The 26,493-nt window shown below is 71.5% G+C and carries 28 protein-coding genes and 3 tRNA genes; 16 read left to right on the forward strand and 15 right to left on the reverse strand.

Annotated features, from left to right (window positions below):
• Window position 1 precedes the first annotated feature (1 nt).
• Both AB0C03_RS14955 and AB0C03_RS14960 read right to left on the reverse strand, forming a co-directional pair.
• Window positions 2–1,327, reverse strand: a complete 1,326-nt coding sequence (locus AB0C03_RS14955; RefSeq protein ID WP_357637130.1) for a cryptochrome/photolyase family protein — start codon at window positions 1,325–1,327, stop codon at window positions 2–4.
• On the reverse strand, window positions 1,324–2,247 hold the full coding sequence (locus AB0C03_RS14960) for a phytoene/squalene synthase family protein (RefSeq protein ID WP_210858181.1): 924 nt from the start codon (window positions 2,245–2,247) through the stop codon (window positions 1,324–1,326). Before AB0C03_RS14960 ends, AB0C03_RS14955 begins: the two co-directional genes overlap by 4 nt.
• A gap of 66 nt (window positions 2,248–2,313) precedes the next feature.
• Here AB0C03_RS14960 and AB0C03_RS14965 point away from each other — a divergent pair, with 66 nt between their 5' ends.
• The 8 genes from AB0C03_RS14965 (at window position 2,314) to AB0C03_RS15000 (ending at window position 7,878) form a co-directional block, all read left to right on the forward strand.
• Window positions 2,314–3,456 carry a polyprenyl synthetase family protein gene (locus tag AB0C03_RS14965; RefSeq protein ID WP_030332241.1) on the forward strand — a complete coding sequence of 381 codons (1,143 nt, stop codon included), beginning with the start codon at window positions 2,314–2,316 and terminating at the stop codon, window positions 3,454–3,456.
• Window positions 3,457–3,484: 28 nt separating this feature from the next.
• Window positions 3,485–4,966: a phytoene desaturase family protein gene (gene crtI / locus AB0C03_RS14970; RefSeq protein ID WP_030332239.1), complete on the forward strand. Its 1,482-nt coding sequence runs from the start codon at window positions 3,485–3,487 to the stop codon at window positions 4,964–4,966.
• Window positions 4,963–5,583, forward strand: a complete 621-nt coding sequence (gene idi / locus AB0C03_RS14975) for an isopentenyl-diphosphate Delta-isomerase (protein ID WP_030332237.1) — start codon at window positions 4,963–4,965, stop codon at window positions 5,581–5,583. The genes crtI and idi overlap by 4 nt, the downstream gene beginning before the upstream one ends.
• Window positions 5,573–6,517 carry a MerR family transcriptional regulator gene (locus AB0C03_RS14980; RefSeq protein WP_030332235.1) on the forward strand — a complete coding sequence of 315 codons (945 nt, stop codon included), beginning with the start codon at window positions 5,573–5,575 and terminating at the stop codon, window positions 6,515–6,517. Before idi ends, AB0C03_RS14980 begins: the two co-directional genes overlap by 11 nt.
• 76 nt (window positions 6,518–6,593) lie before the next feature.
• Window positions 6,594–7,373, forward strand: coding sequence for a polysaccharide deacetylase family protein (locus AB0C03_RS14985; protein WP_030332233.1), 780 nt, complete (start codon window positions 6,594–6,596; stop codon window positions 7,371–7,373).
• A gap of 154 nt (window positions 7,374–7,527) precedes the next feature.
• Window positions 7,528–7,600, forward strand: a tRNA-Glu gene (locus tag AB0C03_RS14990).
• A gap of 31 nt (window positions 7,601–7,631) precedes the next feature.
• Window positions 7,632–7,705 (forward strand) — tRNA-Asp (locus AB0C03_RS14995).
• 99 nt (window positions 7,706–7,804) lie between these two features.
• Window positions 7,805–7,878 (forward strand) — tRNA-Phe (locus tag AB0C03_RS15000).
• A 300-nt stretch (window positions 7,879–8,178) separates the two neighbouring features.
• On the opposite strand, the gene AB0C03_RS15005 is transcribed toward AB0C03_RS15000, so the two are convergent.
• The gene (locus AB0C03_RS15005; RefSeq protein ID WP_357637138.1) at window positions 8,179–9,210 is read right to left on the reverse strand and encodes a hypothetical protein; all 1,032 of its coding nucleotides are present in this window, start codon (window positions 9,208–9,210) and stop codon (window positions 8,179–8,181) included.
• A 166-nt stretch (window positions 9,211–9,376) separates the two neighbouring features.
• Here AB0C03_RS15005 and AB0C03_RS15010 point away from each other — a divergent pair, with 166 nt between their 5' ends.
• Window positions 9,377–9,904: an SRPBCC family protein gene (locus tag AB0C03_RS15010; protein WP_030332229.1), complete on the forward strand. Its 528-nt coding sequence runs from the start codon at window positions 9,377–9,379 to the stop codon at window positions 9,902–9,904.
• 12 nt (window positions 9,905–9,916) lie between these two features.
• Here AB0C03_RS15010 and AB0C03_RS15015 read toward each other — a convergent pair whose 3' ends face one another.
• Window positions 9,917–10,621: a DUF2786 domain-containing protein gene (locus AB0C03_RS15015; protein WP_357637141.1), complete on the reverse strand. Its 705-nt coding sequence runs from the start codon at window positions 10,619–10,621 to the stop codon at window positions 9,917–9,919.
• Between the two features lie 127 nt (window positions 10,622–10,748).
• Here AB0C03_RS15015 and AB0C03_RS15020 point away from each other — a divergent pair, with 127 nt between their 5' ends.
• Entirely contained in the window at window positions 10,749–11,189 is a 441-nt protein-coding gene (locus AB0C03_RS15020; RefSeq protein ID WP_051708467.1) for a hypothetical protein, read from the forward strand.
• 85 nt (window positions 11,190–11,274) lie between these two features.
• Here the strand turns inward: AB0C03_RS15020 and AB0C03_RS15025 are convergent, their stop codons facing one another.
• Window positions 11,275–11,664 carry a hypothetical protein gene (locus AB0C03_RS15025; RefSeq protein ID WP_030332223.1) on the reverse strand — a complete coding sequence of 130 codons (390 nt, stop codon included), beginning with the start codon at window positions 11,662–11,664 and terminating at the stop codon, window positions 11,275–11,277.
• A gap of 156 nt (window positions 11,665–11,820) precedes the next feature.
• Between AB0C03_RS15025 and AB0C03_RS15030 the strand changes: the two genes are divergently transcribed.
• Window positions 11,821–13,164 carry an ABC transporter substrate-binding protein gene (locus AB0C03_RS15030; RefSeq protein WP_030332221.1) on the forward strand — a complete coding sequence of 448 codons (1,344 nt, stop codon included), beginning with the start codon at window positions 11,821–11,823 and terminating at the stop codon, window positions 13,162–13,164.
• 66 nt (window positions 13,165–13,230) lie between these two features.
• On the opposite strand, the gene AB0C03_RS15035 is transcribed toward AB0C03_RS15030, so the two are convergent.
• Together AB0C03_RS15035 and AB0C03_RS15040 are read right to left on the reverse strand one after the other, a co-directional pair.
• Window positions 13,231–13,974, reverse strand: coding sequence for an enoyl-CoA hydratase/isomerase family protein (locus tag AB0C03_RS15035; RefSeq protein ID WP_357637146.1), 744 nt, complete (start codon window positions 13,972–13,974; stop codon window positions 13,231–13,233).
• Window positions 13,971–14,828: a 3-hydroxyacyl-CoA dehydrogenase family protein gene (locus AB0C03_RS15040; protein WP_210866973.1), complete on the reverse strand. Its 858-nt coding sequence runs from the start codon at window positions 14,826–14,828 to the stop codon at window positions 13,971–13,973. Before AB0C03_RS15040 ends, AB0C03_RS15035 begins: the two co-directional genes overlap by 4 nt.
• A gap of 177 nt (window positions 14,829–15,005) precedes the next feature.
• Between AB0C03_RS15040 and AB0C03_RS15045 the strand changes: the two genes are divergently transcribed.
• The gene (locus AB0C03_RS15045; protein WP_210858202.1) at window positions 15,006–15,293 is read left to right on the forward strand and encodes a hypothetical protein; all 288 of its coding nucleotides are present in this window, start codon (window positions 15,006–15,008) and stop codon (window positions 15,291–15,293) included.
• A gap of 49 nt (window positions 15,294–15,342) precedes the next feature.
• Here the strand turns inward: AB0C03_RS15045 and AB0C03_RS15050 are convergent, their stop codons facing one another.
• On the reverse strand, window positions 15,343–16,122 hold the full coding sequence (locus AB0C03_RS15050) for a class I SAM-dependent methyltransferase (RefSeq protein ID WP_210858203.1): 780 nt from the start codon (window positions 16,120–16,122) through the stop codon (window positions 15,343–15,345).
• A gap of 54 nt (window positions 16,123–16,176) precedes the next feature.
• On the opposite strand from AB0C03_RS15050, the gene AB0C03_RS15055 reads away from it, so the two are divergent.
• Window positions 16,177–16,566 carry a PPOX class F420-dependent oxidoreductase gene (locus AB0C03_RS15055; RefSeq protein ID WP_030332212.1) on the forward strand — a complete coding sequence of 130 codons (390 nt, stop codon included), beginning with the start codon at window positions 16,177–16,179 and terminating at the stop codon, window positions 16,564–16,566.
• 84 nt (window positions 16,567–16,650) lie between these two features.
• Here AB0C03_RS15055 and AB0C03_RS15060 read toward each other — a convergent pair whose 3' ends face one another.
• Together AB0C03_RS15060 and AB0C03_RS15065 are read right to left on the reverse strand one after the other, a co-directional pair.
• The gene (locus AB0C03_RS15060; RefSeq protein ID WP_007073996.1) at window positions 16,651–16,860 is read right to left on the reverse strand and encodes a BldC family transcriptional regulator; all 210 of its coding nucleotides are present in this window, start codon (window positions 16,858–16,860) and stop codon (window positions 16,651–16,653) included.
• Window positions 16,861–17,110: 250 nt separating this feature from the next.
• A complete protein-coding gene (locus AB0C03_RS15065) occupies window positions 17,111–17,950 on the reverse strand; it encodes a DUF8083 family protein (RefSeq protein WP_030332210.1) in 840 nt (279 codons plus the stop codon).
• Window positions 17,951–18,143: 193 nt separating this feature from the next.
• On the opposite strand from AB0C03_RS15065, the gene AB0C03_RS15070 reads away from it, so the two are divergent.
• On the forward strand, window positions 18,144–19,226 hold the full coding sequence (locus AB0C03_RS15070) for a Leu/Phe/Val dehydrogenase (RefSeq protein ID WP_030332208.1): 1,083 nt from the start codon (window positions 18,144–18,146) through the stop codon (window positions 19,224–19,226).
• 300 nt (window positions 19,227–19,526) lie between these two features.
• The gene (locus AB0C03_RS15075) at window positions 19,527–19,742 is read left to right on the forward strand and encodes a DUF3073 domain-containing protein (RefSeq protein ID WP_030332207.1); all 216 of its coding nucleotides are present in this window, start codon (window positions 19,527–19,529) and stop codon (window positions 19,740–19,742) included.
• A 136-nt stretch (window positions 19,743–19,878) separates the two neighbouring features.
• Here AB0C03_RS15075 and amcA read toward each other — a convergent pair whose 3' ends face one another.
• From amcA to AB0C03_RS15100, 5 genes are all read right to left on the reverse strand, one after another.
• Window positions 19,879–20,106, reverse strand: coding sequence for a multiple cyclophane-containing RiPP AmcA (gene amcA / locus AB0C03_RS15080; protein WP_030332206.1), 228 nt, complete (start codon window positions 20,104–20,106; stop codon window positions 19,879–19,881).
• Complete coding sequence (gene amcB, locus AB0C03_RS15085; RefSeq protein WP_357637418.1) at window positions 20,075–21,178, reverse strand: cyclophane-forming radical SAM peptide maturase AmcB; 1,104 nt, start codon at window positions 21,176–21,178, stop codon at window positions 20,075–20,077. Before amcB ends, amcA begins: the two co-directional genes overlap by 32 nt.
• Before the next feature lie 130 nt (window positions 21,179–21,308).
• The gene (purM, locus tag AB0C03_RS15090; protein ID WP_030332204.1) at window positions 21,309–22,463 is read right to left on the reverse strand and encodes a phosphoribosylformylglycinamidine cyclo-ligase; all 1,155 of its coding nucleotides are present in this window, start codon (window positions 22,461–22,463) and stop codon (window positions 21,309–21,311) included.
• A 57-nt stretch (window positions 22,464–22,520) separates the two neighbouring features.
• Window positions 22,521–24,059, reverse strand: coding sequence for an amidophosphoribosyltransferase (purF, locus tag AB0C03_RS15095; RefSeq protein WP_357637153.1), 1,539 nt, complete (start codon window positions 24,057–24,059; stop codon window positions 22,521–22,523).
• A gap of 170 nt (window positions 24,060–24,229) precedes the next feature.
• Complete coding sequence (locus tag AB0C03_RS15100) at window positions 24,230–24,583, reverse strand: sterol carrier family protein (RefSeq protein ID WP_030332202.1); 354 nt, start codon at window positions 24,581–24,583, stop codon at window positions 24,230–24,232.
• A gap of 428 nt (window positions 24,584–25,011) precedes the next feature.
• Here AB0C03_RS15100 and AB0C03_RS15105 point away from each other — a divergent pair.
• The coding region (locus tag AB0C03_RS15105; protein ID WP_357637157.1) for a carboxypeptidase-like regulatory domain-containing protein at window positions 25,012–26,493 on the forward strand (1,482 nt) is incomplete at its 3' end.

Raw genomic sequence — 26,493 nt, forward strand, 5'->3', positions numbered from 1 at the left:
GTCAGCGCAGCCAGACCGGGTCGGTGCCGGGCACCGACAACGGTGGCGGGTAGTCCACCGCCCGCCGGAGCTGGTCGGGCAGCTTCCACGGCTGGTGCACCGCCCTGCCCTGCACCCCCGCCAGCTCCGGCACCCACCGACGCACGTAGTCGCCGGCCGGGTCGTACCGTTCGGCCTGCCGGACCGGGTTGAACCCCCGGTAGGGCTTCGTGTCGTTGCCGGTACCGGCCACCCACTGCCAGTTGCCGGAGTTGTTCGCCACGTCCCCGTCGAGCAGCCAGCGGAAGAACACCGCCACCCCGGAGCGCCAGTCCTGACCGAGGTGTGTGGTGAGGTAGCCGGCCGTGATCAGCCGGGCCCGGTTGTGCATCCAGCCCTGCGTCCGCAACTGCCGCATCCCGGCGTCGACGATCGGCATCCCGGTCCGGCCCTCGGTCCAGGCCGCCAACGCGTCGTCGTCGTAACGCCACCGCTCGGTGGCTCCCCGCCGGTACGCCGTGGTCGAGATCTCCGGGAAAGCGGCGGTGACCTGGTAGTAGAAGTCCCGCCAGCAGAGCTGCCGGACGAACGGGCCGGACCGGTCCCCGGCACGGTTCGCCACCGCCAGCGGCGACACGCAACCGAAGCGCAGGTACGGGCTCAGCCGCGAGGTGTCGTCGCCGGCCATGTCGTCGTGCTGATCGCCGTACCGGGTCAGCTCGGGCAGCCAGTCGGTGAGCCGTTGCCGGGCCACCCGCTCGCCACCGACGGCCGCTTCCGGCGAGTCGCCGGCGGGCGGCGCCGGCAGCTGGCCCACCCGGACCCGGGCGGGCAGCGCGATCCGGCGCGGTGCCGCCAGCTCCTCGCGCCACCGGTGGGCCGCCCAGGCCCGGTGGTACGGGCTGAACACCCGGTAGTGGTCACCGCCGCCACCGGGCCGCAACGCACCCGGCTCGACCACTGTCAGCCCGGGACACAGTCGCAGGTGCAGCCGGTGCCGCTCGCACTCGGCGCGTAGTCGCCGCTCCCGCCGGCTGGCGTAGTGGCTGACGTCGGCCGAGAGCGCCACGGCGGTGGCGTCGACCTCGGCGGCCAGCCGGATCGTCTCGGTCACCGGGTCACCGTGCCGGACCACCAGGTCGCCACCGAGGTCGCGGAGTTGGGCGCGCAGGTCGGCCAGTGCCTGGTGCAGGAAGCGGGTGCGGTTGGCGGACCGGCCGGCCAGCACCGGGTCGAGCACGTACAGCGGCACCACCTGGTCGAAGGCCGCGCAGGTGCTGGCCAACGCCGGGTGGTCGTGCACCCGCAGGTCGCGGGTGAGGAGCACGACCGCCGTACTCGCGGTCACCGGCTCTGCGGGTGGATCGCCGGCCCGGGAATGACGACCGGGGTCCCGGTCGGGGTGAGCAGGGCCCGCGCGGCCACCGCCATCCGTCGCCGCTGTGGCACCAGGGCCCGCCGAACGAAGACGTCGTAATCCTGCGCGGCCACCTCGTCGAGGATGCCGCCGTAGAGCGCGTACGCGGTGCGCATGCAGGCCTGCGAGGCGGGCGCGAGCATGGTGATGCCCGGTGCGGCGGCGGCGTAGTGCGCCTGGGCGCGGGTCACCTCGTACTCGATCAGCTCGCGGATCCGGGGCGTACCGCGGCCCCGGTCGCGGGCCGCCACCAACTCCTCGCGGGTGACACCGAACTTCGCCAGGTCCTCGTCCGGCAGGTAGGTGCGGCCCCGGTCGAGGTCCTCGGCGACGTCCCGGATGAAGTTGGTGAGCTGGAAGGCGAAGCCGAGCTGTCGGGCCGGCTCCCGAGCCGCCACCGGGTCGGAGCTGCCCAGGATCGGCAGCATCATGGTGCCGATGACGGCCGCCGAGCCCTCCATGTAGTCGAGCAGGTGGTCGTAGGTCGGGTACGCGGTGACGGTGAGATCCATCGCCATGCTCTTCAGAAACGACGCAAAGTCGTCCCGGTCGAGGTCGAAGACGGCGATCGTGTGCAGCACGGCCGGCAACAGGGGGTCGTCGACCGACGCACCGTGCAGACCGGCCACGAACTGGCCGGCCCAGTTGTCCAGCAGGGCGGCCCGCTCGGCCGGCGGCAGTGCCTCGGTGCGGTCGACGATCTCGTCCGCGTACCTGGTGAACCCGTAGAGGGCGTGCACATGCCGTCGTTTCCAAGCGGGAAGCAGGCGGGTGGCGAGATAGTAGGTGCGGCCGTGGCGTTTGTGCAGCTCACGACACCGGTCATAGGCAGCGGTGAGATCGGTTTCCACCGGCCCTCCTCTAATTTATCGACGCACCAATCGACGCAACCCGTAGCCTAGGGTACGCTCGGCCACATGGCCAACGACGCAGTTGCGGGTGACGTGACCCGCGTGGCGCCGGCTGGGCCGGCGGACGGGGACGATCCGGTCCGCGCCGTTCTGGCCGCGTACACCCACGATCTGGTAACGGCGGTCGACGAGACCCTGGACTCTTTCCTCACCGCCGAGGTTGACACCCTCCACGACATCGACCCATCGATGGGAAGCTTCGCCGCCACCGCCCGGGAGGCCGTCCTGGCCGGCGGCAAACGGATCCGGTCCACGTTCGCCTACTGGGGTTGGCGCGGGGCGGTCGGCGGCACCGCAGCGCTGCCGCCGGTGCTGCCCGCGCTGGCCGCGCTGGAGCTGCTGCACACCTTCGCGCTGGTGCACGACGACGTGATGGACGCGTCCACCACCCGCCGTGGCCGGCCCACCGCACACGTCGCGCTCGCCGAACAGCACCTCGCCGCCGGCCACCGGGGCGACCCCGGCCGGTTCGGCGAGGCCGTCGCCGTGCTCGTCGGCGACCTCTGCATGGTCTGGGCCGACCAGTTGCTGGCCCACGCCTCGGTGCCGTCGAACCGACTCTTCGAGGTGCGCCGCTGCTACGACCAGATGCGGGTGGAGACGGTCGCCGGGCAGTACCTCGACGTGCTCGGCGAGAACGCCCCAGCCAGCTGGTCGGTCGACCGGGCGCTGCGGGTGGCCCGCTACAAGACCGCCAGCTACACCGTCCAGCGACCACTGCTCTTCGGAGCCGCCCTGGCCGGGGTGCCCGCCGACGAGCCGCTGGTCTCCGCCTACACCCGCTACGGCCTGGCTGTCGGCGAGGCGTTCCAGCTCCGCGACGACCTGCTCGGCGTCTACGGCGACCCGGCGGCCACCGGTAAGCCGACCGGTGACGACCTCCGCACCGGCAAACCGACAGCGCTGCTCATGCTGGCCCGGGAGCTGGCCACCCCGGCCCAGCTCACCGCGTTGGAGCGGGCCGCCGACGGACCGGTCGACAAACTCGCCGGGCTGGTCGCCGAGACCGGCGCGGTGACCCGGGTGGAGCAGATGATCGCCGAACGGGTGAGCGACGCGCTGGCCGCGCTCGACGCCGCACCCGTGGACCAGACGGCGCGCACCGCGCTGACCGGGCTGGCCACCGCCGCAACCAACCGGCGGGCCTGATGAGCGACTTGAGCAAGGAGGTGGTCACGTGCGGACGGTGAGCGGACGGACGGACCGGGTGGTGGTCGTCGGAGCCGGGCTGGGTGGGCTCGCCTGTGCCCTGCACCTGGCCGGCAGCGGTCGACAGGTGACAGTGCTGGAACGCGAGCCGGTGCCCGGTGGGCGGGCCGGCCGGCTGGGCGTGGACGGCTACGAGTTCGACACCGGGCCGACAGTGCTCACCATGCCCGACCTGATCGCCGAGGCGCTCGGCGCGGTCGGCGAGGAGTTGCGCGACTGGCTGGACCTGACCCCGATCGATCCCGCCTACCGGGCGTACTACCCGGACGGCTCGACCCTCGACGTGCTCACCGACACCACCCGGATGGCGGCCGAGATCTCCCGGGTCTGCGGGCCTCGGGAGGCCGACGGCTACCTGCGGTTCGTCGAGTACGCGCGGGAGCTGTGGCGGCTGGAACGCACCGACTTCATCGAGCGCAACCTGGACGCGCCGACCGATCTGATCACCGGCAACCTGCTCAAGCTGCTCGGCGGCGGGGCCTTCCGACGCCTCCAGACGAAGATCAACCAGTTCTTCCGGGACCCACGTACCCAGCGGATCTTCTCCTTCCAGGCGATGTACGCCGGCCTCGCGCCGCACGACGCGCTGGCCATCTACGCGGTCATCGCGTACCTCGACTCGGTGGCCGGGGTCTACTTCCCGCGCGGCGGCATCCACGCGGTCTCCCGGGCGATGGCCGGCGCGGCCGAGAAGCACGGCGTGCAGATCCGGTACGACACCACGGTGACCCGGGTGGAGACCGCGAACGGTCGGGCCACCGGCGTGCTCACCGCCGACGGCGAGCTGGTGCCGGCGGACGTGGTGGTGCTCAACCCCGACCTGCCGGTCGCCTACCGGGACCTGCTCCCCGCCGAGCCGCGCCGTCGGCTCACCTACTCGCCGTCCTGCGTCGTTCTGCACGTCGGCTCCCGACAGTCCTATGCGAAGATCGCCCATCACAACATCCACTTCGGACGCGCGTGGAAGGGCACCTTCGATGAGGTCATCCGGCGGGGCGAGTTGATGACCGATCCGTCGCTGCTGGTGACCAACCCGAGCCGGACCGACCCCGCAGTGGCCCCGGCGGACCGGCACACCTACTACGTGCTCGCCCCGGTGCCGAACCTGCACCGGTCGCCGTTCGAGTGGCGCGGCGACCTGACCAAGCGCTACACCGAGCAGCTGATCGGCACCCTGGAGGAGCGCGGCTACGTCGGCTTCGGGGCCGGGGTCGAGGTGCTACGGGCGGTCACCCCGGCCGAGTGGGAGGAGCAGGGAATGGCGGCGGGCACCCCGTTCGCCGCCGCGCACACCCTCTTCCAGACCGGCCCGTTCCGCCCGTCCAACCTGCACCGCGACCTGTCGAACGTGGTGTTCGTCGGCTCCGGGACCCAGCCCGGCGTGGGCGTACCGATGGTGCTCATCTCCGGCAAGCTCGCCGCCGGCCGAATCACCGGAGAAGGTCGATGAGCAGCCGCGAAAAACATCTCGTCGAACTCGTCGACGAGACCGGCAAGGCCCACGGCGAGACGACCGTCGCCGCCGCGCACCAACCCCCGGGGCAACTGCACCGGGCCTTCTCGGTGTTACTGATGGACCCGGACGGCCAGGTGCTGCTCCAGCGTCGGGCCGCCGCCAAGACCCGGTTCCCGCTGCGCTGGGCCAACTCCTGCTGCGGCCACCCGCAGCCCGGGGAGTCGCTCGCCGAGGCGGCCAACCGCCGGCTGAGTGAGGAGTTGGGCGCGGGCCCGGTCGAGCTGACCGAGGTCGGCATCTACGTCTACTACGCCGAGGACCCGGCCACCGGTCGGGTCGAGTTCGAGTACGACCACGTGCTGCGAGGCGAGTTCCTGCCCGGCGCTCCGCTGCTGCCCGACCCGGACGAGGTGGCCGAGCTGCGGTGGGCCGACCCCACCGCGCTGGAGGCCGAGTTGTCCCTCGACCCCCGGTCGTACGCGCCCTGGCTGGGCGGGGTGGTGAACCGGCTGCTCCGCCCCTCGGGGTCCCGGTCGGGCGCAACCGGTCCGGTCATGACCCCGCCCGGATCGTCGGCGGATGACACGGCGGAGCGGTCGGGTGGTCGATGAGGCGCTGAGCGCGGGCGCTGTCGCACGCCGGCTGGGGGTCGCGGTGACGACCCTCCGCACCTGGCACCAGCGCTACGGGCTCGGTCCCAGCGAACACATCCCCGGTCACCACCGCCGGTACACCCCTTCCGACCTGGTCCGCCTCGAGATCATGCGGCGACTCACCGCCGAGGGGGTGAGCCCCGCCGAGGCGGCCCGCTGGGCCCGCCAGGCTCCGGATCCAACGGCCAACGGCACCGTCACCCCCACCCGGATCCACCCGACCGGCCGTGACGGCGGCGGCACCATCCCGGTCGGCCGTGCCGGCCCGGCGGCCCGCGGACTGGCCCGGGCGGCGATGCGCCTGGACGCGGCGGCGATCAGCGAGACGATCGCGCACGCCCTGGCCGCCGACGGCGTCGTCGCCACCTGGGACAGCCTGTTGCGCCCGGTCCTCGCCGGCATCGGCGAACGGCACGCCGCCACCTCCGGCCTGATCGAGGTGGAACACCTCATGTCCCGCTGCGTCTCGGAAGCGCTCGCGGCGGCCAGCCGGGCCAAGGTCCCCACCGGGCCGGCCCGGATCCTGCTCTCCTGTGCCGACGAGGAACAGCACACCCTGCCGCTGGAGGCGCTGGCCGCAGCACTCGCGGAGGCCGGTGTCAGCTACCGGATGCTCGGCGCCCGGGTGCCGGTGGCCGCGCTCGTCGAGGCGGTCAACCGGACCGGACCGGCCGCCGTGGTGCTCTGGTCACACACTCGGGCCACCGCCGACCCGGCCCAACTCAGCGCGCTCCTGGCCGCACCCCGGCGCCCGTTGCTGGTGCTCGCCGCCGGCCCCGGCTGGCGCGCCGACACCCTGCCCGCCGGGGTGGTGCGGCCGGTGGACCTGGCCGAGGCGGTCTCACTCTCCGCTGCCGTGCGCGACGCCCTGCACCAGTCGAGGCGTGACTGATCGCACTGTCGCCGGCTGGCGGCGTGAACTACCGTCGGGCGGGTCCGCCTACCCCGACCCCTCCGGGAGCGAGCAGATGCAAGCCCGCGCCGTCCTGGCGTCCGTCCTCGCCGTGGCGCTGGTCTTGTCCGGTTGTGCCCAGCCGCACCGCACCATCGCACCCGTCGGTGCCCCACCGCCGGAATCGACCGCGCCACCCACCCCGAAACCGCACCCCAGTGTCACCAAGCCGGCCAAGCCGCCACTGCGGCCGCTGCCGGCCAAGCTGCCCGCCGGTCTGGGTCGCAACACCGGCGTACGCCCGGTGGCCCTGACGTTCGACGACGGGCCCAGCCCAGCCTGGACACCCAAGGTGCTCGACCAACTGAAGGCCGCCAAGGTGACAGCGACCTTCTGCGTCGTCGGTCGGGAGGTGCAGCGCCACCCGGAGCTGGTCCGACGGATCGTCCGGGAGGGACACCAGCTCTGCAACCACAGCTGGCGACACGACCTCGATCTCGCCCGCCGACCCGTCGCCGAGATTCGGGCCGACCTGGACCGCACCAACAAGGCCATCCAGAAGGCCTCTCCCGGCGCGAAGGTGCCGTTCTACCGGCAACCGGGCGGCCGGTGGACGTCGGAGGTGCTCGGGGTGGCCAAGAACCTCGGCATGCGCCCGCTGCACTGGTCGGTCGACCCGCAGGACTGGGACAAGCCCACCGCGGCCACCATCGGCAAACGGGTGCACGCCGCCACCCGCCCCGGGGCCATCGTGCTGCTGCACGACGGTGGCGGAAATCGGGCCGCGACCCTCGCCGCCTGCCCGAAGATGATCGCCGATCTGAAGCGGCGCTTCGGCATCACCCGACTCCACTAGAACCGCCCTGACCTGCCGTTATGACCCACCCCAAGCCCTTGGTGATACCGATTTTGTCGACCGGCCGGGCATCACGTATGCTTTCGAAGCCTCCGGCGGGGCCGGATGGGAGCAAGTCCGCTTGAAGTTGCGAGTGTGCAATGATGGCGGGGCCGCCCTCATCGTCTAGCGGCCCAGGACGCCGCCCTTTCAAGGCGGTAGCACGGGTTCGAATCCCGTTGGGGGCACGACCGGCGCAAGCCGGAGCAACACAAGCTAGGTCCTGTGGAGCAGTTGGAGTGCTCGCCGCCCTGTCAAGGCGGAGGTCGCGGGTTCAAGTCCCGTCAGGACCGCAGCGCTGACGCCGCGCCCCGCGCGGCGTTCTGCGTATCGGAGCAGGTCGCCTTGCCACCGGTTCGTCCGGTTGCCGGGTAACATGAGCCGAGCGGCACGGCCAGGTAGCTCAGTTGGTACGAGCGTCCGACTGAAAATCGGAAGGTCGGCGGTTCGACCCCGCCCCTGGCCACATAGCCTTTCGCCGGGCTACAAAGGTCCCCACCAGCGGATTCGCAGGTGGGGATCTTGCTGTTTCCGGTGCTTGCGCCGACGACCTCCGGCCAGCCCACACGCCCAGCCCAACCCGGCTGCGTGATCAGCACCACCCCGGGTCCGCTTGATCGACTCGACTTTCGTGACATCGCGGTGTCCCAGCGCGCGCGACACCGCGATATCAAGGAAACCGAGTCGATCACCCACGCCTCGCGGCTACCAGTCGGTCGCGGCGGGCGGCGGGGCAACGTCGACCGGGGCGGGCGGCGGGGCGGTGTCAGTCGCGGCGACCCTGCGGGCGGTGCTGCGCGACGCCGCCCTGAATCGCCTCCCACACGCTGCGTCCGGCCTGTCGCAACGTCTCCCCCGCCTGCTCGGCGAGTTGGGCCGCACTCTGCGCGGCGCTCTGGGCCGCCGCCTGCGCCGCGCCCGGCAGACCACCGTCGCCATCCCCGGACGGGCTCGGGCCGGCCCCAGCCGACTGATCGGGCTTGCCGCGGCCTTCTGCGGCCGCCGTCCCCGCCGACCCCTCGGGGCGTTGCGGCCCCTGGCCCTCCCCGGCCGGCCGCTGTCCCTGCGGATGCCCCTGGTCAGCTGACCCGGGGCCGCCAGCTCGCGGTCCGGGGCCGCCAGCATCTGGTGCCGACCCGGCCGGACCGACCCCGGACCGACCGGCATCCTCACGACCCGCATCCGCCCGATCAGAACCCCGCCGACCAGGCCCCGGCTGATCAGGCCCCGGCTGACCAGACGCAGGCCGATCAGAACCCGGCCGACCAGGTTCAGGCTGGTCAGAACCCGGCTGACCGAGAACCTGCCGAGCGGAAGCCGGCCGACCACGGTCGACTGACGGTCCGGCTGCGCCCACCTGCCGGCCCGGCTCGTCGCGTAGGCGGTCCGAGTGCCGGCTCGACGCTTTGATCTCCGCCGCGCCCGAGGTCACCTGTTGGGTGCTGCGCTCCACGTCGTCGACGGCGGTGTGCGCGAGCGCCTCGATGATCTGTGGGTTGTTGTCGAGTGTGTCGAGCGCTCGCCCCAGGATCCTGGTCAGCTGCTCCAACCGGACCCGCAGCTGCGCCTCGGCGTTCACCCCGTTGACGTTCAACTCGCCACCGTTGAGGTGCACCCGTACGCCGGCGTCGACCTGGAGCAGGTTGGCCACTCGGGCGCGCAGCGACAGGTCGGCCTCCAGGCCGTCGACCGCCAGTCGGATGGAGTCGACGGAGACCTTCGGAATGTCGAGCAGGACGTCCGGGTTCCCGCTGTCGACGTTCCGGTCCGGCTCCCGCTGCTGTCCGCTCTCGCTCATGCTCTCCCGCCCCGCCTGCGTTCCGGCCCGGTCGTCCGAGCCGTTGGGCGCGGTTACCCGCTTTCCGGCGCGGCATCCCGTCCGTGACGACCCGGCGACACTCTGTCTGGAACCGGGCACCGCGCGAAGCTGCACAGCCGGGCATCAGCCGGTATGGTCCGGGCCTATGGGACAGGAATTGACTGATCCGGCCGACATCCGGCAGGACGTCGGCCAATTCTCTCTCCGGTGCGGCCTTGTCGTCCCGGGCTCCGCCGAGCACGCGTTCGCGGTCTTCACTGATGAGCTGACCGACTGGTGGGTCACCGAGTACACCTGGTCCGGCCCGGACGCCTTGGCCGAGCTGGGCATGGAGCCGCGGGCCGGTGGCATGCTCTACGAGTTGGGCCCGTACGGCTTCCGCGCCGACTGGGGTCGGGTGCTCACCTGGGATCCGCCCCGCCGGCTTGTCTTCGTCTGGCAGATCGGCCCGGATCGGGCACCGGTGCCGGACCCGGCCCGCGCGAGCGAGGTCGAGGTGCTGTTCCATTCCGAGGGGCCGGAACGCACCCGGGTCGACCTGGAGCATCGGCACTTCGACCGGCACGGCGAGGCTGCCGAGGGTTACCGCAAGGCGCTCACCGCCGGCTGGCACGAGTTGCTCACCCGCTACGTCGCCGCGGTGTCGCGCCACCGCCCCACCACGACGGCCTGACGGCCCACGAGATCACCGGCCGAGTTGCCGACCGGCAGCGGCGCCGCCGAGGTCCCGACCACCGAGGTTGGCGCGTTGGCCAGCTTCGGCCCCCGAGCCGAAGCCGGTGCCACCCAACCGGCGCGGCGGTGCGGTGCGCAGCCGCGGGTACTCCTCGGTGAGCCGCCGCTGGACCCGGTCGGACCGGTCGGCCAGCACCAGCGCCATCGACGGCGTACCCGACTCGCTGGCCGCCGCGGTTTCGGCCGCCCAGATTCGGCCGCCCACCACCTCGGCGAAACCGGCCAGCCAGGAGCGCCGGAAGGCCGCGGGGTGGTCGTCGGCCGGCACCTCGGTGGCGGCCAGGCCGTGCGCCGCCTGCACGAGCAGTGAGGTGAAGAGCAGGTCGACCCGTTCCAGGTCGCTGGCGAAGCCGAAGAGGTGCAGGGTGAACCCGTTGCCCTGCCGGCGGCGTACGCAGCGGCAGCGCAGGGGCTCGGCCACCGCGGCGAGCAGGCCGACCTTGTCGCGGGCGTACGGGGCGACGATGTCCAGCACCCGGTCGCCGACCGGGTCGGTGGTGGGGTCGCGGGCGGCGAGGAGGGCCCGGTCCACGCCGTAGCGGGCGATCAGGTCGGTCGCCTTGGCGGTGAACGCGGCCGACTCGGCAGGCGTGCAGGCTGGATCCTCGGCCTGGGCCAGCAGCTTGCGCACCTTGCTGAGGATGGCCTCGGACATGCCTACAGAGCTACCACACCGGCCGGACATCGTCGGGGCCGCGCCGGAATCGATCGATACGTATCATCGTCACGATCAGATGATCAGTCCTATACGGACGGTCAGTTACCTGTTTCCGGAGGAACGAATGCCATCCCCGACCGCTCGCCTGCTCGCCGTCGCCACCGCCACCGCACTGATCGCCGCCGGCACGCCCGCCCGGGCGGAGCCGACAACACCGACCACACCGGTCAGCTCCGGGCCGAACGCGTTCGCCCCGCTCGCCACCTGTTACGGCGGGGCGGTCCGGTCGTACTTCGAGACGGGCCGCTACGGCGGCTCGGCGGGTCAGTACCGCACCACGACGCGCTGTCGCGACATCAACGTCCGCAACGCGAGCGTGTACGCCACCGAAGCATGCGTGATCTTCGTGGACAAGACGAGCGCCTGTAACTACTGGACCTACCTGCCGGCCAACTCGGGCTGGATCACGGTGGCGACCAACGTCAAGGACGGCGTCAACTTCCGGGTCCGTTTCGAGAACCTGCGCTACGAGTACGAGCCGCTGATCGCGTACCACGCGTTCTGACCGACCCACGCGGTCGCGGCGTCCGCCCCCCGACGGACGCCGCGACCCGCCGACAACGCCGCACCCGCCGCGGCCGGCCGACGCGTCAGCCGGCGCGGCTGCGCAGGGTGGCGATCGTCGAGCCGGCAAGCGTCAGCAGGCAGTCCGGGAGCAGCCCATCCGCCGCCGCCGCGCCGAACAGGGCCTCACCGGTGGGTTCGTCCTGATTCGCGTACGCACTGACGAAGCGGGCCACCCAGCGGGTGTCGTACCCGGCCTGGTCGATCCCCGGGAAGTCGAGCGCCGCCCCGCTCGCCGCCGGCGCGTCACCGAGCATTGTCGCCGCCAGGCACCAGGCGACCCCGTACGCGCCGCTCAGGCCGGCCCGGTCGACGACCGCGTCGAACGCTCCCACCACCGCGTCTCCATCGCCGGTCAGCGCCGAACGGAGCACGGCGGCCGCGTCATCGAACGTCTGCTGTGGTAGGTCGGTCACTCAGCGCACAGTAGGACGGGTGGTCAAGTCCCCCAGTAACCGTCACTGTCCGTGTTCAATGCGAGCGACCTGCGCATTACGCCGCCTCCACGGTCCCGCCGCCGGCCTCGGCACGCTAATGTGCGCAGCGGACCTTCGCCGGAGGAAGGACGACCCATGTTCGTAACACGCCGCTCGCGGGTAGCCACACTGGCTGCCTGCGCGACGATCCTGCTCGCCACGAGCGCTTGCGGGGATGACAAGCCCGAGGAGGCAAGCGCCCAACAGGTGCGCCTCTACGGCACGGACGGCAACATGCTCAACTCCTATCCTGCCGAGTTGAAGGAACGGGCGAGCCTCGTCGACGGGATGAAGGGCACCACGCCGCTCACCCCGCTGCCCGACGACTTCAAGAGCCGGCTACGGGCCGTCAATCCGGCGCTGACGGACTACCTCTACTCCGCCGAGACGTACGACGCGGTGGTGATCGCCGTGCTCGCCGCGCAGTTGGCCGGCAGCACCAACCCGGCGGACATCGCCAAGCAGATCGTCGGTGTGACCAACGACGGGCAGCGCTGCGAGGACCCCGCCAGCTGTCTCGCGTTGGCCCGTAACGGGCAGGACATCGAGTACCGCAGCGTCTCGCTGACCCGGGCGGGGTTCACCGACAAGGGCGAGCCGGCCACCGCGAGCTACGCCACGCTGACCTTCGACGGGCAGCAGATCAACGACGGCAAGACCGAGTTCGTCGGCGCCGGCATCGAGTCGGCGGCGAGCACCAAGACGCCGCCGAGGCCGAAGAAGCAGCGCGCCGGTGGGGACCCCGACCAGGAGCCGCTGGTCCTGGGCGGCCTGCTGCCGAAGACCGGTGACCTCGCGATCGCCTATCCCCCGATGGCCGCCGGCGCCGCGCTGGCGATCAAGGAGATCAACGCCGCGGGTGGCGCCCTGGGCAAGCCGGTGACGTGGAAGGACGGCGACGACGGCACCAGCCCGGCGGTGGCCAAGGCGACGGTGGCCAAGCACGTGACGGACGGCGTCAGCGTGATCATCGGCGCGGGTGGTTCGGGTATCTCCCGGGAGGTGCTGCCGGACGTGGTGCAGGCCGGGAAGATCCTCTTCTCCCCGTCCAACACCGACAGCGGCCTGACCGATGTGGAGGACAAGGGCCTCTACTTCCGCACCGCCCCGCCGGACAGCCTCCAGGGCCGGGCACTGGCCGACGTGATCCTCCGCGACGGGTCCCAGAAGATCGTCATCGTCGCCCGCAAGGACTCCTACGGCGAGGGCCTGCAGGCCACCGTCCGCGACGAGCTGGCCAAGGCGGGCATTCCCGACGACCGGCTCAAGCTGCTGACGTACGAGCCGCCGGCCGACGCGAAGGCGGCCCCGGTCGACTTCAGCGGCGGCGCGAAGGAGATCAAGGAGTTCGGTGCGGACGCCGTACTGATCATCGGTTTCGGTGAGTCCGCCCAGGTGATCCGCGGCCTGGCCGACGCCGGGGTGCAGATCGGGCAGTAAGCAGGATCCGAGGCCCACGACGGCCGCACCGGCTTCCCGCCGGTGCGGCCGTTTTCGGGTACGGGGTCAGCGCGGCCGGCGGCGCTGCAGGAACTCGGTCATCCGGCGGTGCTTCTCCTCGTCCTCGAAGAGCACCGCCTGGCTGACCAGGTCGAGGTGCGGGTGCGCGGCGGCCGGCGCGTCCACCGCCAGCTTGGTCAGCCGCACGGCCAACGGTGAACCCAGGGCGATCTCGTCCAGCACCGCGTGCGCCACCGGCAGCAGCTCGTCGGGCTCGTCCACCACCCGGTTCACCAGGCCGATCCGCAGCGCCTCCTCGGCGTCCACCCGCCGGCCGGTGAAGAGCAGCTCCTTGGCCCGACCCTCGCCGATCAACGCGGGCAGCCGGTGGGTCGCGCCGGCGCCGGCCAGGATGCCCAACCGCACCTCCGGCTGCCCGAAGACCGCCCGGCCCGTGCACACCCGCAGATCGCAGGCGTACGCCAGCTCCGCGCCACCGCCCAACGCCGGGCCGTCGACGGCCGCCACCGTCGGCATCGGCAGCGCCCGGATGCGGGCGAAGGCGGCCGAGTTGATCGCGGCGAGGGCGTCGGTGCGACCCCTCTCGCGGAGCTGGCCGATGTCGGCGCCACCGGCGAAGATGCCCGCCGCGCCACCGGTGAGCAGCAGCAGACGCGGACGGGCTTCCAACTCGGCGCAGACCTGGTGCAGCTCGGCGATCAGGTCGGCGTCGATGGCGTTGCGCTTCTCCGGCCGGTCCAGGGTGACCACCAGCCGGTCCGGCCGCTCCTCGATCCGCAGCCCGCTCACTGTTTGACACCGCCTTCCCAGCGGTAGAAGCCGTGCCCTGACTTCTTACCCAGCCGCCCGGCGGCCACCATCTCCTCCAGCAGCGGCGGCGGCGCGAACCGGTCCCCGTACGCGGCCTGGAGGGTGCGGGCGATGTCCAGCCGCACGTCCAGGCCGACCAGGTCGGTGAGCTCCAACGGCCCGATCGGATGCCGGTAGCCGAGCACCATGGCCTTGTCGATGTCCGCCGGGCTGGCCACCTCGTCGGCGACCATCCGGATCGCCTCCAGGCCGAGGGTGACCCCGAGCCGGGAGGTGGCGAAGCCGGGCAGGTCGCGTACGACGACGGGGTCCTTGCCCAGCCGGCCGGCGAGCGCGACGGCCGCGGCGGTGGTCTCCTCGGCGGTGGCCGGGCCGACCACGATCTCCAGCAGCGTCATCGCCCAGACCGGGTTGAAGAAGTGCAGGCCGAGGAAGCGCTCGGGCGCGTCCAGCCCGGCGGCCAGCGCGCCGATGGCGATGCTGGAGGTGTTGCTCCCCAGCAGCTCCGGGCGCAGCGCGGCGGCATCCCGCAGCACCGCCCGCTTCAGATCGAGGCGCTCCGGCACCGCTTCCACGATCACCTGGGGGGCGGGTGCCACCTCGGCGAGGGTGGGGCGCAGCGTCACCCGCTGTCGGTTCGCGGCGGCCTCGTCGGCGCTCAGCTTCCCGCGCTGCACCGCCCGCTCCCACAGCTCGGCGAGCCGGTTCTGCGCGGCCGCGCCCCGCTCGGGGTCCACCTCGACCACCTCGACGGCGTGTCCGGCGCCGGCCGCCACGTACGCGATTCCGAGCCCCATGGTGCCGGCCCCGACGACCACGAAACGATCGCTCATCACGCCTCCCTGCCCCGCCCGCCGACGCGCGGGGTCGCCGCCACGCCGGCCCGGGTGTCCCGCCCGCTCCGCTCGCTCATGCTGCGACAGTAGACAGCGCGACGACCCGGCCCATGCGTGGGGGAGCGCCGGATCGGGTACTGACGGCCCGTCAACCGAGGGAAGGACCGCATCGAGATGAGCCAGGCACCGGAGAGCGTCACCGACGGCGAGATCGTGGAGACCCGAGGCGACGAGCGGGTCGAACTGTTGCGCGCCGACACCAACAACGACGGTCAGACCGACGTGTGGGTGGTGGACACCGACGGCGACGGTAAGGCCGACCTGTTCCAGTTCGACACCGACGGCGACGGCAAGGTCGACATCACCATGGTCGACATCGACGAGGACGGCCAGCCGGACGAGGTGGTCGACGGCGACGGCGGTCTGCCGCCCGAGCAGCTCCCCCCGACCGTCCAGGTCTGAGACGTACGACGGCCCCCGCCTCCGCGCCGCGGAACGCGGGGGCCGTCGCTCAGCCGACGAGGCGCAGGGTGGCCAGGTAGTAGGGGGCGTCGCGGTCGTCCACATCGGTCAACCGCCAGCCGGTGCCGTGCACCAGGGCGGCGAACTCGTCCGCCGAGCAGACCAGGTAGTCGAACCATTCGGTGCTCAACTCGCGGTAGCGCAGCCGCAGCCGCAGTTGGCCACCGAGCCGACCGCGCCGACGGTTGCGCTCGTGGTAGCCGGTGTGCACCGGGTCGCGGGTGCCGTACGGGTCGGTGCCCTGCGCGATGATCTGCGCCCCGGGTCGGGCCAGCGCGGCGAGCGCGGCCAGGAACCCGGGGGCGCGCTCCCGCCCCTCGAACAGTCCGAGGTTGTTGCCGAGCAGCAGGAACGTGTCGTACCGGGCGCCGTCGGCGACGTGCGTCTCGACGGTGCCGTGCACCAGCCGCCGGACCCCGCGCCGCCGGCACACCTCCAGCGCGCCGGCGGAGGTGTCCAGCCCGGTGACCGGTACGCCGCGTTCCTGGAGGTGCAGCGCGATGCGGCCGGCTCCGGTGCCGATGTCCAGCGTCTCGCCGTGCGACCGGTCCACCGCGCGGTGGTCGTACGGCTGCCACTGCGCCGGCCCGTCCAGGTAGTGCGCGGCCGGAGCGCCGTTGATCAGCCCGTCGTCCCGTTCGATGATCTCGATGACCGGTCGCGGTAGCCGGCCACCGACCAGGGGTCGGGGGCCCACTCCGGTGGCCACGGCGAGCGTGTCCTGCAGCAGTTCGCCGATCACGTCACCGATTAGAGGCTCAACCGTCACGACGTTCACGCTATCTGGCCACTCAGCGGCCCGCGCCGGTCGTATCCTGGCGGCGTGACCATGCTGGACCGGCTGTCGGCCGAGAAGTACATCCTGCTCACGACCTTCCGTAAGGACGGTCGGGCGGTGCCGACCCCGGTCTGGGCGGTACGCGACGGTGACGCGTTGGCGGTCTGGACCCGGGCCGACTCGGGGAAGGTGAAGCGGATCCGCCGCAATGGCGACGTGACGGTGGCGCCGTGCGACGTGCGCGGTCGGCCACACGGGGCGGAGGTGTCAGCTCACGCGACGATCTACGGAGGTGGTGACACCGGTCGGGTCCGCGACCTGCTCAAGCACAAGTACCGCCTGATCGGTCGGCTGAGCCTGTTGGGCAGCCGGTTGCGCCGCGGCGAGGGCGGCACGGTCGGCATCCGGGTGACGTTGGCCGAGCCGCGGCGCTGATCCGCTGCCGGCGTCGTGCTCGGCGGGCATGGAAAGGGGCGGCGGATCGAGATCCACCGCCCCTGACCAAAAACTGTTGCCGGCTCAGTCGCCCTGCCGCTGCTGCGGGATCTGGCCCTGCAGCAGCGCCCTGACCTCCGACTCGCGGTACCGACGGTGGCCACCCAGGGTGCGGATGGCACTGAGCTTGCCAGCCTTGGCCCAACGGGTCACCGTCTTCGGGTCGACCCGGAACATCGACGCCACCTCGGCCGGCGTGAGTAGCGGCTCTGGTTCGTGCGTTCGCGATGCCATCGGTCACTCCTCCACATGTATAGACATCGGCCGGGGTCCCGCCGGCCGACGCGTCTCCCATGGTCCGGCTAGTCCCCGATGTCCGACATGGGCCGAACGGATGAAGGTCCCTAGACGGACGGATGAACCATGCCCGATTTTTACGACTTTTACACGGCAGAAAGTACCTTATTGGGACTCATGATCACGGTTCGTGATGCGTCAACTACGAGCGCAACTCACCTTGGGAGCGCTCCTAGGGTGATATGCCCTAGTTGCACCGCTCCAGCAGCTGCACCGCGCGCCACCGTGCCACCAACTTGTCGTACGCGGCGGACGCCTCCTCGGCCTCGCCGCGCGACAGCCCGGCGAGGCCGCCGGCGACCAGCTCGGGCGAGTCGTCAGCGGCCAGGGTCTCGTCGGAGAGCAGGTCGACCAGACCCCCGTAGTCCAACTCGACCATGGACCGTGGGTGGAACTCCTCCAGCCAGCGGGCCGCCTCCTCCACCGCCTCGGTGATCGGCGCCTCGCCCACCGACTTGCGCAGCACCGACAACGCCCGGGACGAACGGCGTCGGGCCTTGGAGATCTCGGTGCGGTAGCGCAGCGCCCGCCGGCCCGGCTGGGTGACCAGGTCCCGCTCCGTCGGGTCGAAGAGCACGAACCACCGCAGCGGTACGCCCCAGGTGGCGATCTGCTCGTGCACCCGGGGCACCCCGTGCTCCAGCACCCGGGCGCCACTGCGCCAGTCATCCACCACCGCCCTGGCCTGCCCCGCGAGCACCGGCGGCACGAAGGCGTCGGCGAGCACCGAGGGCACCCCGTCCCGGGCGCTGAGCGCGGCCTCAGCGACCCGGATGCGCAAGTTCCACGGGCAGACCAGCAGGCTGTCGTCCGTCTCCAGGACGTACGCCTCCTCCGGCAGGTCGGGCAGCCGGGTCCAGCCGGCGCCCAGCGCCTCGATCACCGCCGTCCGCTGCCGACCGGGCCCTTCGACCGGGCCGATCGCGCGCCCCTCCGAGACGTACCGGCGCCAGTAGCTCTGCCGGTCTCGATCGAAGGCGGCCAACGGTTCGTACACGCGCAGGTAAGAAGCGAAGAGCGACGGCACCGCGCGATCCTCCCACGAACCACGCCCGTACGCGGTCAGCGGCCGGAGCACGCGCGCCGCACCGTGGGACGGCGCAGGCGTGTCGAGCGCCCGCACGGCGGCCGATACTAGGCTCGATCACACCGGCAGCATCCCCGCCGGGGTCCACCAGGTCCGCGCCCCACAAGGACGCACACCACAGTAGGAGCCAACCATGGGCGTATTCGCCAGCACCGACGACCCGGGATCGACAGGTCACGAACAGGTCGTGTTCTGCCAGGACAAGCAGAGCGGCCTGAAGGCGATCATCGGGATCTACTCCACCGCGCTGGGCCCGGCGCTCGGCGGCACCCGCTTCTACCCGTACGCGAGCGAGGACGAGGCCCTCGCCGACGTGCTGGACCTGTCCCGGGGGATGGCGTACAAGAACGCGCTCGCCGGGCTGGACCTGGGCGGCGGCAAGGCGGTCATCTGGGGCGACCCGGAGCAGATCAAGAGCGAGGCGCTGCTGCGTGCGTACGGCCGCTTCGTGGAGTCGCTGGGTGGCCGCTACTACACCGCCTGCGACGTCGGCACCTACGTGGCGGACATGGACGTCGTGGCCCGCGAGACCCGGTACGTGACCGGGCGCAGCGTGGAGCACGGCGGGGCCGGTGACTCGTCGATCCTCACCGCCTGGGGTGTCTTCCAGGGGATGCGCGCCGCGGCCGAGCACGTGTGGGGCACCCCGAGCCTGCGCGGCCGGCGGGTCGGCGTGGCCGGCCTGGGCAAGGTCGGCAAGTACCTCACCGGGCACCTGCTGGAGGACGGCGCCGAGGTGGTCGCCACCGACGTCAACCCGAAGGCGCTGACGTGGGTGCGCACCAACCACCCGCAGGTCACCCTCGTCGACGACTCCAGCGCGCTGGTCGCCGCGGATCTCGACGTGTACGCACCGTGCGCGCTGGGCGGCGCCCTGAACGACGACACCGTGCCGGCGTTGCGCGCCAAGGTGGTGACGGGGGCGGCGAACAACCAACTCGCTCACCCGGGCATCGAGAAGCTGCTGGCCGACCGGGGCATCCTCTACACCCCGGACTACGTGGTCAACGCGGGCGGCGTCATCCAGGTGGCCGACGAGATCGAGGGCTTCAACTTCGAGCGGGCGAAGCTGCGGGCGACCCGGATCTACGACACCACCCGCGAGATCCTGCACCTGGCTGACGCGGAGGGCGTGCCGCCGGCGGTGGCCGCCGACCGGCTGGCCGAGCGGCGGATGGCGGACGTCGGCCGGCTGCGCGCCATCCACCTGCGCTGAGCCTTCCCGGAGGCGGATCGACGAGATCCGCCTCCGGGCCCCGGCTGCCGGCATGGCTGGGTAAGCTGAGCCTGGGTCAATTTTGATGCGGTTTGTCCGGTGTCACGGGCGCTAACCGTTCCGCTCCTTACCCGGTACACTGGGTGACGGCCGGATCGACGCGACGCGCAGAGCCGGCTGACGGTAACCCGAGGTGCCGAACGTTGGCATCCCCATGTACCGTAAGAGCCACGAGAGATGCCTGACGTCATCGGGGCCCGCCTTCGGGCTGCCCCGCATTCTGTGCGAGGGGGTCGAGCCATGGGGCGCGGCCGTGCTAAGGCCAAGCAGACTAAGGTGGCGCGGGAGTTGAAGTACCACTCCCCGAACACCGACCTCACCGCCTTGCAGCGCGAACTGGCGGGTGCTGGTAAGTCTGAGCACCACTTCGACGACGACTCTAAAGAGTTCGTCGACGACGATGATGAGGATCACGCGGACGACGATCCGGATCCCTGGGTCCGTCCGACCCGCTGACCTCTCGACGCAGCTGAGCACGCGGTAACCCCCGCGTGCTCACGCACGTCCTGTGCAGGTGCAGTCGCCGACGATCAGGGGCCTGGCCCGACCGGAGCCATCCGGCCGCTCGACAGGCCCCTGACAACGGCTCCCCTCAGCGCGGGCGGTTGTTCCAGTTGTAGAACGTCGGGATGTTCTCGAAGTGGTTCCATGCGCAGACCGCGCTGGAGCCGTCTCCGCCCGACACCTCCGCGCGCAGCCGCCGTGCGTCCTCTGCCTCCTGGAGCAGCGCGACCAGCGCGGGACCCGCGTCCCGCACCCGTTTGGTCACTCCGTCGTCCGCTTCGTGCTCAGGCCGCCGGTGCCTGGTGATCTCGGGCATGCTCCAACACTCCCTCCAATAGGCGGATCTTGCTGTTGCGGCAGTGCTCGGTCTCCGTACCGTCGAAACGCCCCAGCTCGAAGTAGCGGTTGGCGGCGTGACCACCACCGCAGAAACCGAAGTACGGGCAGGACGTCCGACACGCCTCCACCCCGGCCAGGAACTCCCCCACCCACGGCGTTGCCGCCGCGTCGCCGAGGATCTGCGCCAACGGGGTCGCCAGCACGTTGCCGCTGCTGAAGTCGCCGTAACGGGGATCGGTGAAGCCGGCCAGCTCGGGCGACAGCACGATCACCGAGCCGTCGTGACCGATCGTCGGGATCGGGTCCAGTTGCCGGGGCAGCAGCCCGTCCACCGAGTTGTCGAGCACCGCCGCGGCGTAGCGCAACGACCACTCGATCTCGCGGAGGTGGATCCGGGGCTCCCGGCGCCACGCCCCGACCAGCTCCGCCCAGAACGCCGACACCGCCAACGGGTCGTGGCGGTTGTCGCGGGTGTTGACACCCTCGGTCTCCTCGATGTTGATGCCCAGCACGTCGCAGCCCAACTCGAGGAAGTAGTCGTACAGCTCGGTGGCGAGCCCCGGCTCCGGGCGGGACACCACCGCCAGCGCGGAGAAGGGCAGACCGCGCCGGCGCAGCGCCGCGATGCCGTGCAGGATCCGGTCGTACGCCGGCTGACCGCCCCGGTTGACCCGGTCGCCGTTGCGCGCCCGGGGCCCGTCGACGCTCACGCTCACCCGCATCTCGTGCCGGACGAAGAAGTCACACCAGTCGTCGTCGATGAGGGTGGCGTTGGTCTGCACATGGTGCTCGACCTCGGGCCCGAACGGCGCGATCAGATCGGCCAGGTGCTCCCGACCGGCGGCCAGTGGCTCGCCGCCATGCCACACCACCGAGAAGCGACCGGTCGCCGCCCACGGGTTCACCGCTGCCGCGACCGCCTCGGCCACCGCCACCGGCATCCGGCGGTCGGCCGCCCGAAACGGCAGGTAGCAGTACGCGCAGTCGAGGTTGCAGAGGGTCGTGGGCTGCATCACGACGTACGACGGGACGGCGGCCAGACCGCGCATCCCGCTGAACGACTGTCCCCGAGCAGCCATCGCCCTCCTCCGCCTAGCCTGAGGGTGCCCTTCAGGCTAGGCGGCATTGGCCACTCGGGTGAAGCCCTGATCAGGTGCCCGTACGATCACCGGAGGGTGATCATCCTCGGGTGTGCTGACCCACCATCTGCACGTTGCCGGTGCCCTCGATGATCTCGCCGGCCTGCCACGCCTCGACGCCACGGCCGGTCAGAGTGGCCAGCGCGCGGTCGGCGTCCTCGGCCGACACGATCGCGAACATGCCGACGCCCATGTTGAAGGTCGACTCCATGTCCTGGTCGTCGATCCGGCCCTTCGTCTGGATCAGATCGAAGATCGGCTGCGGCTTCCAGGTGGACCGGTTGACCACCGCGTCGACGTTCTCGGGCAGCACCCGGACCAGGTTGCCGGGGATGCCGCCACCGGTGATGTGGGACAGCGCCCGCACCTCGGCCTCGGCGATCAGCTTGAGGCAGTCCTTGGCGTAGATCTTGGTCGGGGTGAGCAGCTCCTCACCGAGGGTCCGCTGCCGACCGAAGTCGTCGATCACGATGTCCAGACGCATCCGCGCCGCGCCGAGCAGCACGTGCCGGACCAGCGAGTATCCGTTGGAGTGCAGGCCGGAGGAGCGCATGGCGATCACCACGTCGCCCACCTCGACCCGCTCGGGGCTGAGGATGTCGGCTTCCTCGACCACACCCACACCGGTCGCGGAGATGTCGTACTCGTCCGGGCGCAGGACGCCGGGGTGCTCGGCGGTCTCCCCGCCCAGCAGCGCGCAGCCGGCGTAACGGCAGCCGTCCGCGATGCCCGCGCCGATCTCGGCGACCTTGTCCGGAACGACCTCGCCGGTGGCGATGTAGTCGAGCAGGAACAGCGGCTCGGCGCCGCAGGCCACCAGGTCGTCGACGACCATCGCGACCAGGTCGATGCCGACCGTGTCGTGAATGTCCATCTGCTGGGCGATCACCAGCTTGGTGCCCACCCCGTCGGTGGAGGACGCCAGGATCGGGCTCTTGTACTTCTTCGTGTCCAGCCGGAACAGGCCGGCGAAGCCACCGAGGTCACCGAGCACCTCGGGGCGACGGGTCTGCCGGACCTTCGACTTGAGCAGCTCCACCGCGCGGTCACCCGCGTCGATGGAGACGCCGGCGTCGGCGTACGAGACCGAGCGTTTGCGCGCTTGGCGGCCTGCGCCGCCCGTCCACGGCTGGCGGTCGCCGCCGGCGCCGGTCGGGCTGCTTCCTGCGCCGCTGCGCTCGGACACGTGCGTCACGGTTCTCCCCTTTGGTTCTCGGTGCCGCCGGCGGTAGCCGGGCCGCGCCGGTTGGTGCTACGGGCGGTTTGCGGTAACGCCACCCGGAGTGGCGACGGACGAGCCGTTGGTGGGCAGGGGCTCCGGCGTCGAGTTGGCGACGCGTCGGCCCACCCCTTCGAGCACGTGCTTTCCGATCAGGTTGCCGGCCGGCAGCTCGATCGGGTACTCCCCATCGAAACACGCCCGACACAACCGGGTCTTCGGCTGCTCGGTCGCGGCGATCAGGCCAGGAAGGGAAACGAAGCCCAGCGTGTCGGCGCCGATGGAGCGCCGGATGCCGTCGTTGTCCAACCCGTTGGCCAGCAGCTCCGCCCGGGTGGCGAAGTCGATGCCGTAAAAGCACGGCCAGCTCACCGGTGGGGAGGAGATCCGGACGTGCACCTCCAGCGCCCCCGCCTCACGCAGCATCCGCACGATGGCGCGCTGGGTGTTGCCGCGCACGATCGAGTCGTCCACGACCACCAGGCGCTTGCCGCGGACGTTCTCCCGCAAGGGGTTGAGCTTGAGCCGGATGCCGAGCTGACGCAGGGTCTGCGACGGCTGGATGAAGGTACGACCCACGTACGGGTTCTTCATCAGGCCAGCACCGTAGGTGATGCCGGACGCCTCCGCGTAACCGATCGCGGCGGGAGTGCCCGACTCGGGCACCGGGATCACCAGGTCGGCCTCGACCGGGTGCTCCTTGGCGAGCTGCCGGCCGATCTGCACCCGCGCCGCGTGGATGTTGCGCCCGGCGATCGTGGCGTCCGGGCGGGCGATGTAGACGTACTCGAAGAGGCAGCCCTTCGGCTCCGGCGCGGCGAACCGCGTCGAGCGCAGGCCGTTCTCGTCGATCGCGATCAGCTCGCCCGGCTCGACCTCGCGCACCACGCTGGCACCGACGATGTCCAGCGCGGCCGTCTCGCTGGCGACCACCCAGCCGCGCTCCAGGCGGCCGAGCACCAGCGGGCGGACACCGTGGGCGTCGCGGGCCGCGTAGAGGGTCGACTCGTCCATGAAGACGAAGCTGAACGCGCCGCGCAGCTGCGGCAGCACCTCCATGGCCGCCGCCTCGACCGACAGATCCGGTCGGCTGGCGAGCAGCATCGTCACGAGGGAGGTGTCGTTCGTCGAACCGTCCGCGACGAGGCCGCGCTCGGCGACCTCCTTCTCCAGCTCGGCGGTGTTGACCAGGTTGCCGTTGTGGGCCAGGGCGATGGTCGTCCCGGAGGTGGTCGACCGGATCGTCGGCTGGGCGTTCTCCCAGTTCGACGCGCCGGTGGTGGAGTATCGCGCGTGCCCGATCGCCAGGTGACCGCGCAGGCTCGCCAGGGTGGGCTCGTCGAAGACCTGCGCCACCAGGCCGAGGTCCTTGTAGACCACCACGCCGGAACCGTCGCTCACCGCGATGCCCGCCGCCTCCTGGCCGCGGTGCTGCAGGGCGTAGAGGCCGAAATAGGTCAGATTGGCGACCTCTTCGCCGGGGGCCCAGACGCCGAAGACGCCGCAGGCATCCTGGGGGCCAGGTCGTTGGGGATCAAGGTCGTGGCTCAGCCGGCCGTCGCCTCGGGGCACCTACCGCTCCCTCATGCTGGGTCTGGACCGGGCCGGGCGGGGATCACGGGCGGATCCACACTCCTCTGCCGGGACCACTGTCGTCGCCTGACAGTGTACGCGAATCGCCGTCAGTACAGATAGTCACGATTTCCCTGCTGAGCGTCACGCTGAGTGGGACATCCGGACGACTAGAGGGGCAGATACGCCGACAGGTCCGCGCGGTTGCCGCTCATCTGCACGCGACCGTCGGTGACCGCCTCCGCCCAGCCAACCCTGCCGGTCGCCAGCTCCAACCAGGTATTCGGGGCCATCTCGACCACGTTTGGTGGGTTTCCTCTGGTGTGTCGAGGCCCCGGTACGCACTGGATCGCCCCGTATGGTGGTACGCGCACCTCCACCGATCGGCCGGGGGCGCGCTCCGCGAGGACGGCCAACAACGACCGGACCGCCTCGCGGAACACCGGCCGTTCGGGTGTACGCCCCTCGTCGAGCGCCGACAACGCGGCCGTAACGGCAGCGGACTTACTGTGCGGAGAGGACACGACGGGACGATACGACCCGCGGGCCAGAGACGCGACGCTGGCCCTGGGTCGCGCTCATGCAGTCGGACAAGGCATAGTTGCCGACGGCGTATTCGTACCGTGATGATCCCCGGCCCGGCGCCCCGCCGGTCAGAGGGAAGTCAGCCCGGAAGGCGGTGGACGTGTCAACACACCGACGTGCCTGGAAGCAGCGGGCCGGTGTGGTCGTAGCGCTGGTTGCCGGCGCTCTGCTCGCCGTCCCCGCCACACCGGCCATGGCCGCGCCCAACGTTACAGATGTTTCGGCTTCGCCGAGCAGTGTCGAGGCCGGCAAGACCACGAAGATCAGCTACCGGCTTTCCTTCGAGGGTGACGCGGGGCCTGCCGACATCAGTTTCAGCTCGAGCAACTCGAAGCTGACCTGTGTTGACGGATGTTCTCGCGGCCGGGTGACATCGAGTGGCACCTTCGACGCCACCTTCAAGGCCGCCGATGACGTCGCCAACGGCAGCGCCACGATCACCGTCAAGGCCACGGACTCCACCGGGGTCGTGAAGCAGAGCGAAGAGGCGTCGACCACCGTCACGCTGGTCGCCAAGGCGGCGCCGCCGCCGCAGAACCAGACCGTGCGGTCGATCTCCGGCAAGGTGATCTCGCAGGCGGACAGCAAGGCGGTCGCGAACGCGGTGGTCATGCTGCGTGACAGCACCGGCCGGCAGCTCGACACCACCAGCAACGGCAGCGGCGACTTCCGCTTCACCGGCACCACCGACAAGCCGATCGCACCCGGCCGGATCGATCTCGGCGCCAGCTTCGACAACGTGGTGGCCACCAAGACCATCAACGCCGCCGCCGGACAGGCCGTCACCGGGCAACGGATCAGCCTCGCGATCAGGGTCGAGGTGACGCCCAGCGCTACCCCGTCCGCCACCCCCGAGGCCACTCCGAGCGATGAGCCGGTCGAGGAGGGCACCGAGGAGGAGGAACCCACCGAGGAGGCCAGCCAGGGTGCTCCGGCGAACGCCGCGAACACCGAGGACAGCGGCGGCATCGGCTCGTACCTCATCATCCTGCTCGGTGGTCTCCTGGTCGCCGCCGGTGTCGGCACGATCGTGCTGCTCTGGATGAAGCGCCGCGAGAACGGCGACGACGACGCTCCGGACGCCGCCGGTGGCGGCGGTGTGGTGCCGCCCTCGCGGGGCGGATTCCGCGGTGCCGACGACCAGACCCGGGTGGTCGGCGGTCGTCCCGGCGGTGGGCCGGACCCGACGATGGTCGGTGGCGCGGCGCTGAGCGAGGCCCCGACGATGATGCACCGCCCGGTGGTCGACGACGTTCCGCCGGACCCGTACGGCGCGCCCGCGCAGGCGTACGGCAGCGCGGGCCAGCAGGGCTGGGGCGGTGCCGGCTACGGCGACGAGCCAGCGCCCGGTGGTTACGGTGCCGGCGGCTACGGCAACGCGCCCGCTTCGGGTGGCGGCTACGGCGCTCCCGGCCCGGAGGGCGGCTACGGCGCCGGTGCGGCCGGTGACGGTTACGGTGCCGCGCCCGGTTCCGGTGCCGGCTACGGCGGCGCGCCCGCCTCTGGCGGCGGCTACGGCAATGCCCCGGCCTCCGGTGGCGGCTACGGCAGTCGTGACTACGACGCCCCGGGCGGCACCGCCGCCTACCCGCCGGCTCCCGCTGGCGGAGCGGCCTACGGCGAGCGGTTCGACGAGCCGACCGGCCGGTACACCGGCGACAGCACCCAGTACCCGGCCCCGGCCGACCCGTACGCCACCGGCGTCTACCAGCCAGATCAGGGGCAGGCGTACGGCCAGCCCGATCCCGCCCCGTACGGTGGTCGCGCCGCTGAGCCGACCGCGGGGTACGGCGGCCCGGAGGCTGGCGGGTACGACCAGGGTGGCTACGGCCAACCGGCCGGCGGGTAC

This window comes from Micromonospora parva, assembly GCF_040649675.1.
Classification (GTDB): domain Bacteria; phylum Actinomycetota; class Actinomycetes; order Mycobacteriales; family Micromonosporaceae; genus Micromonospora; species Micromonospora parva.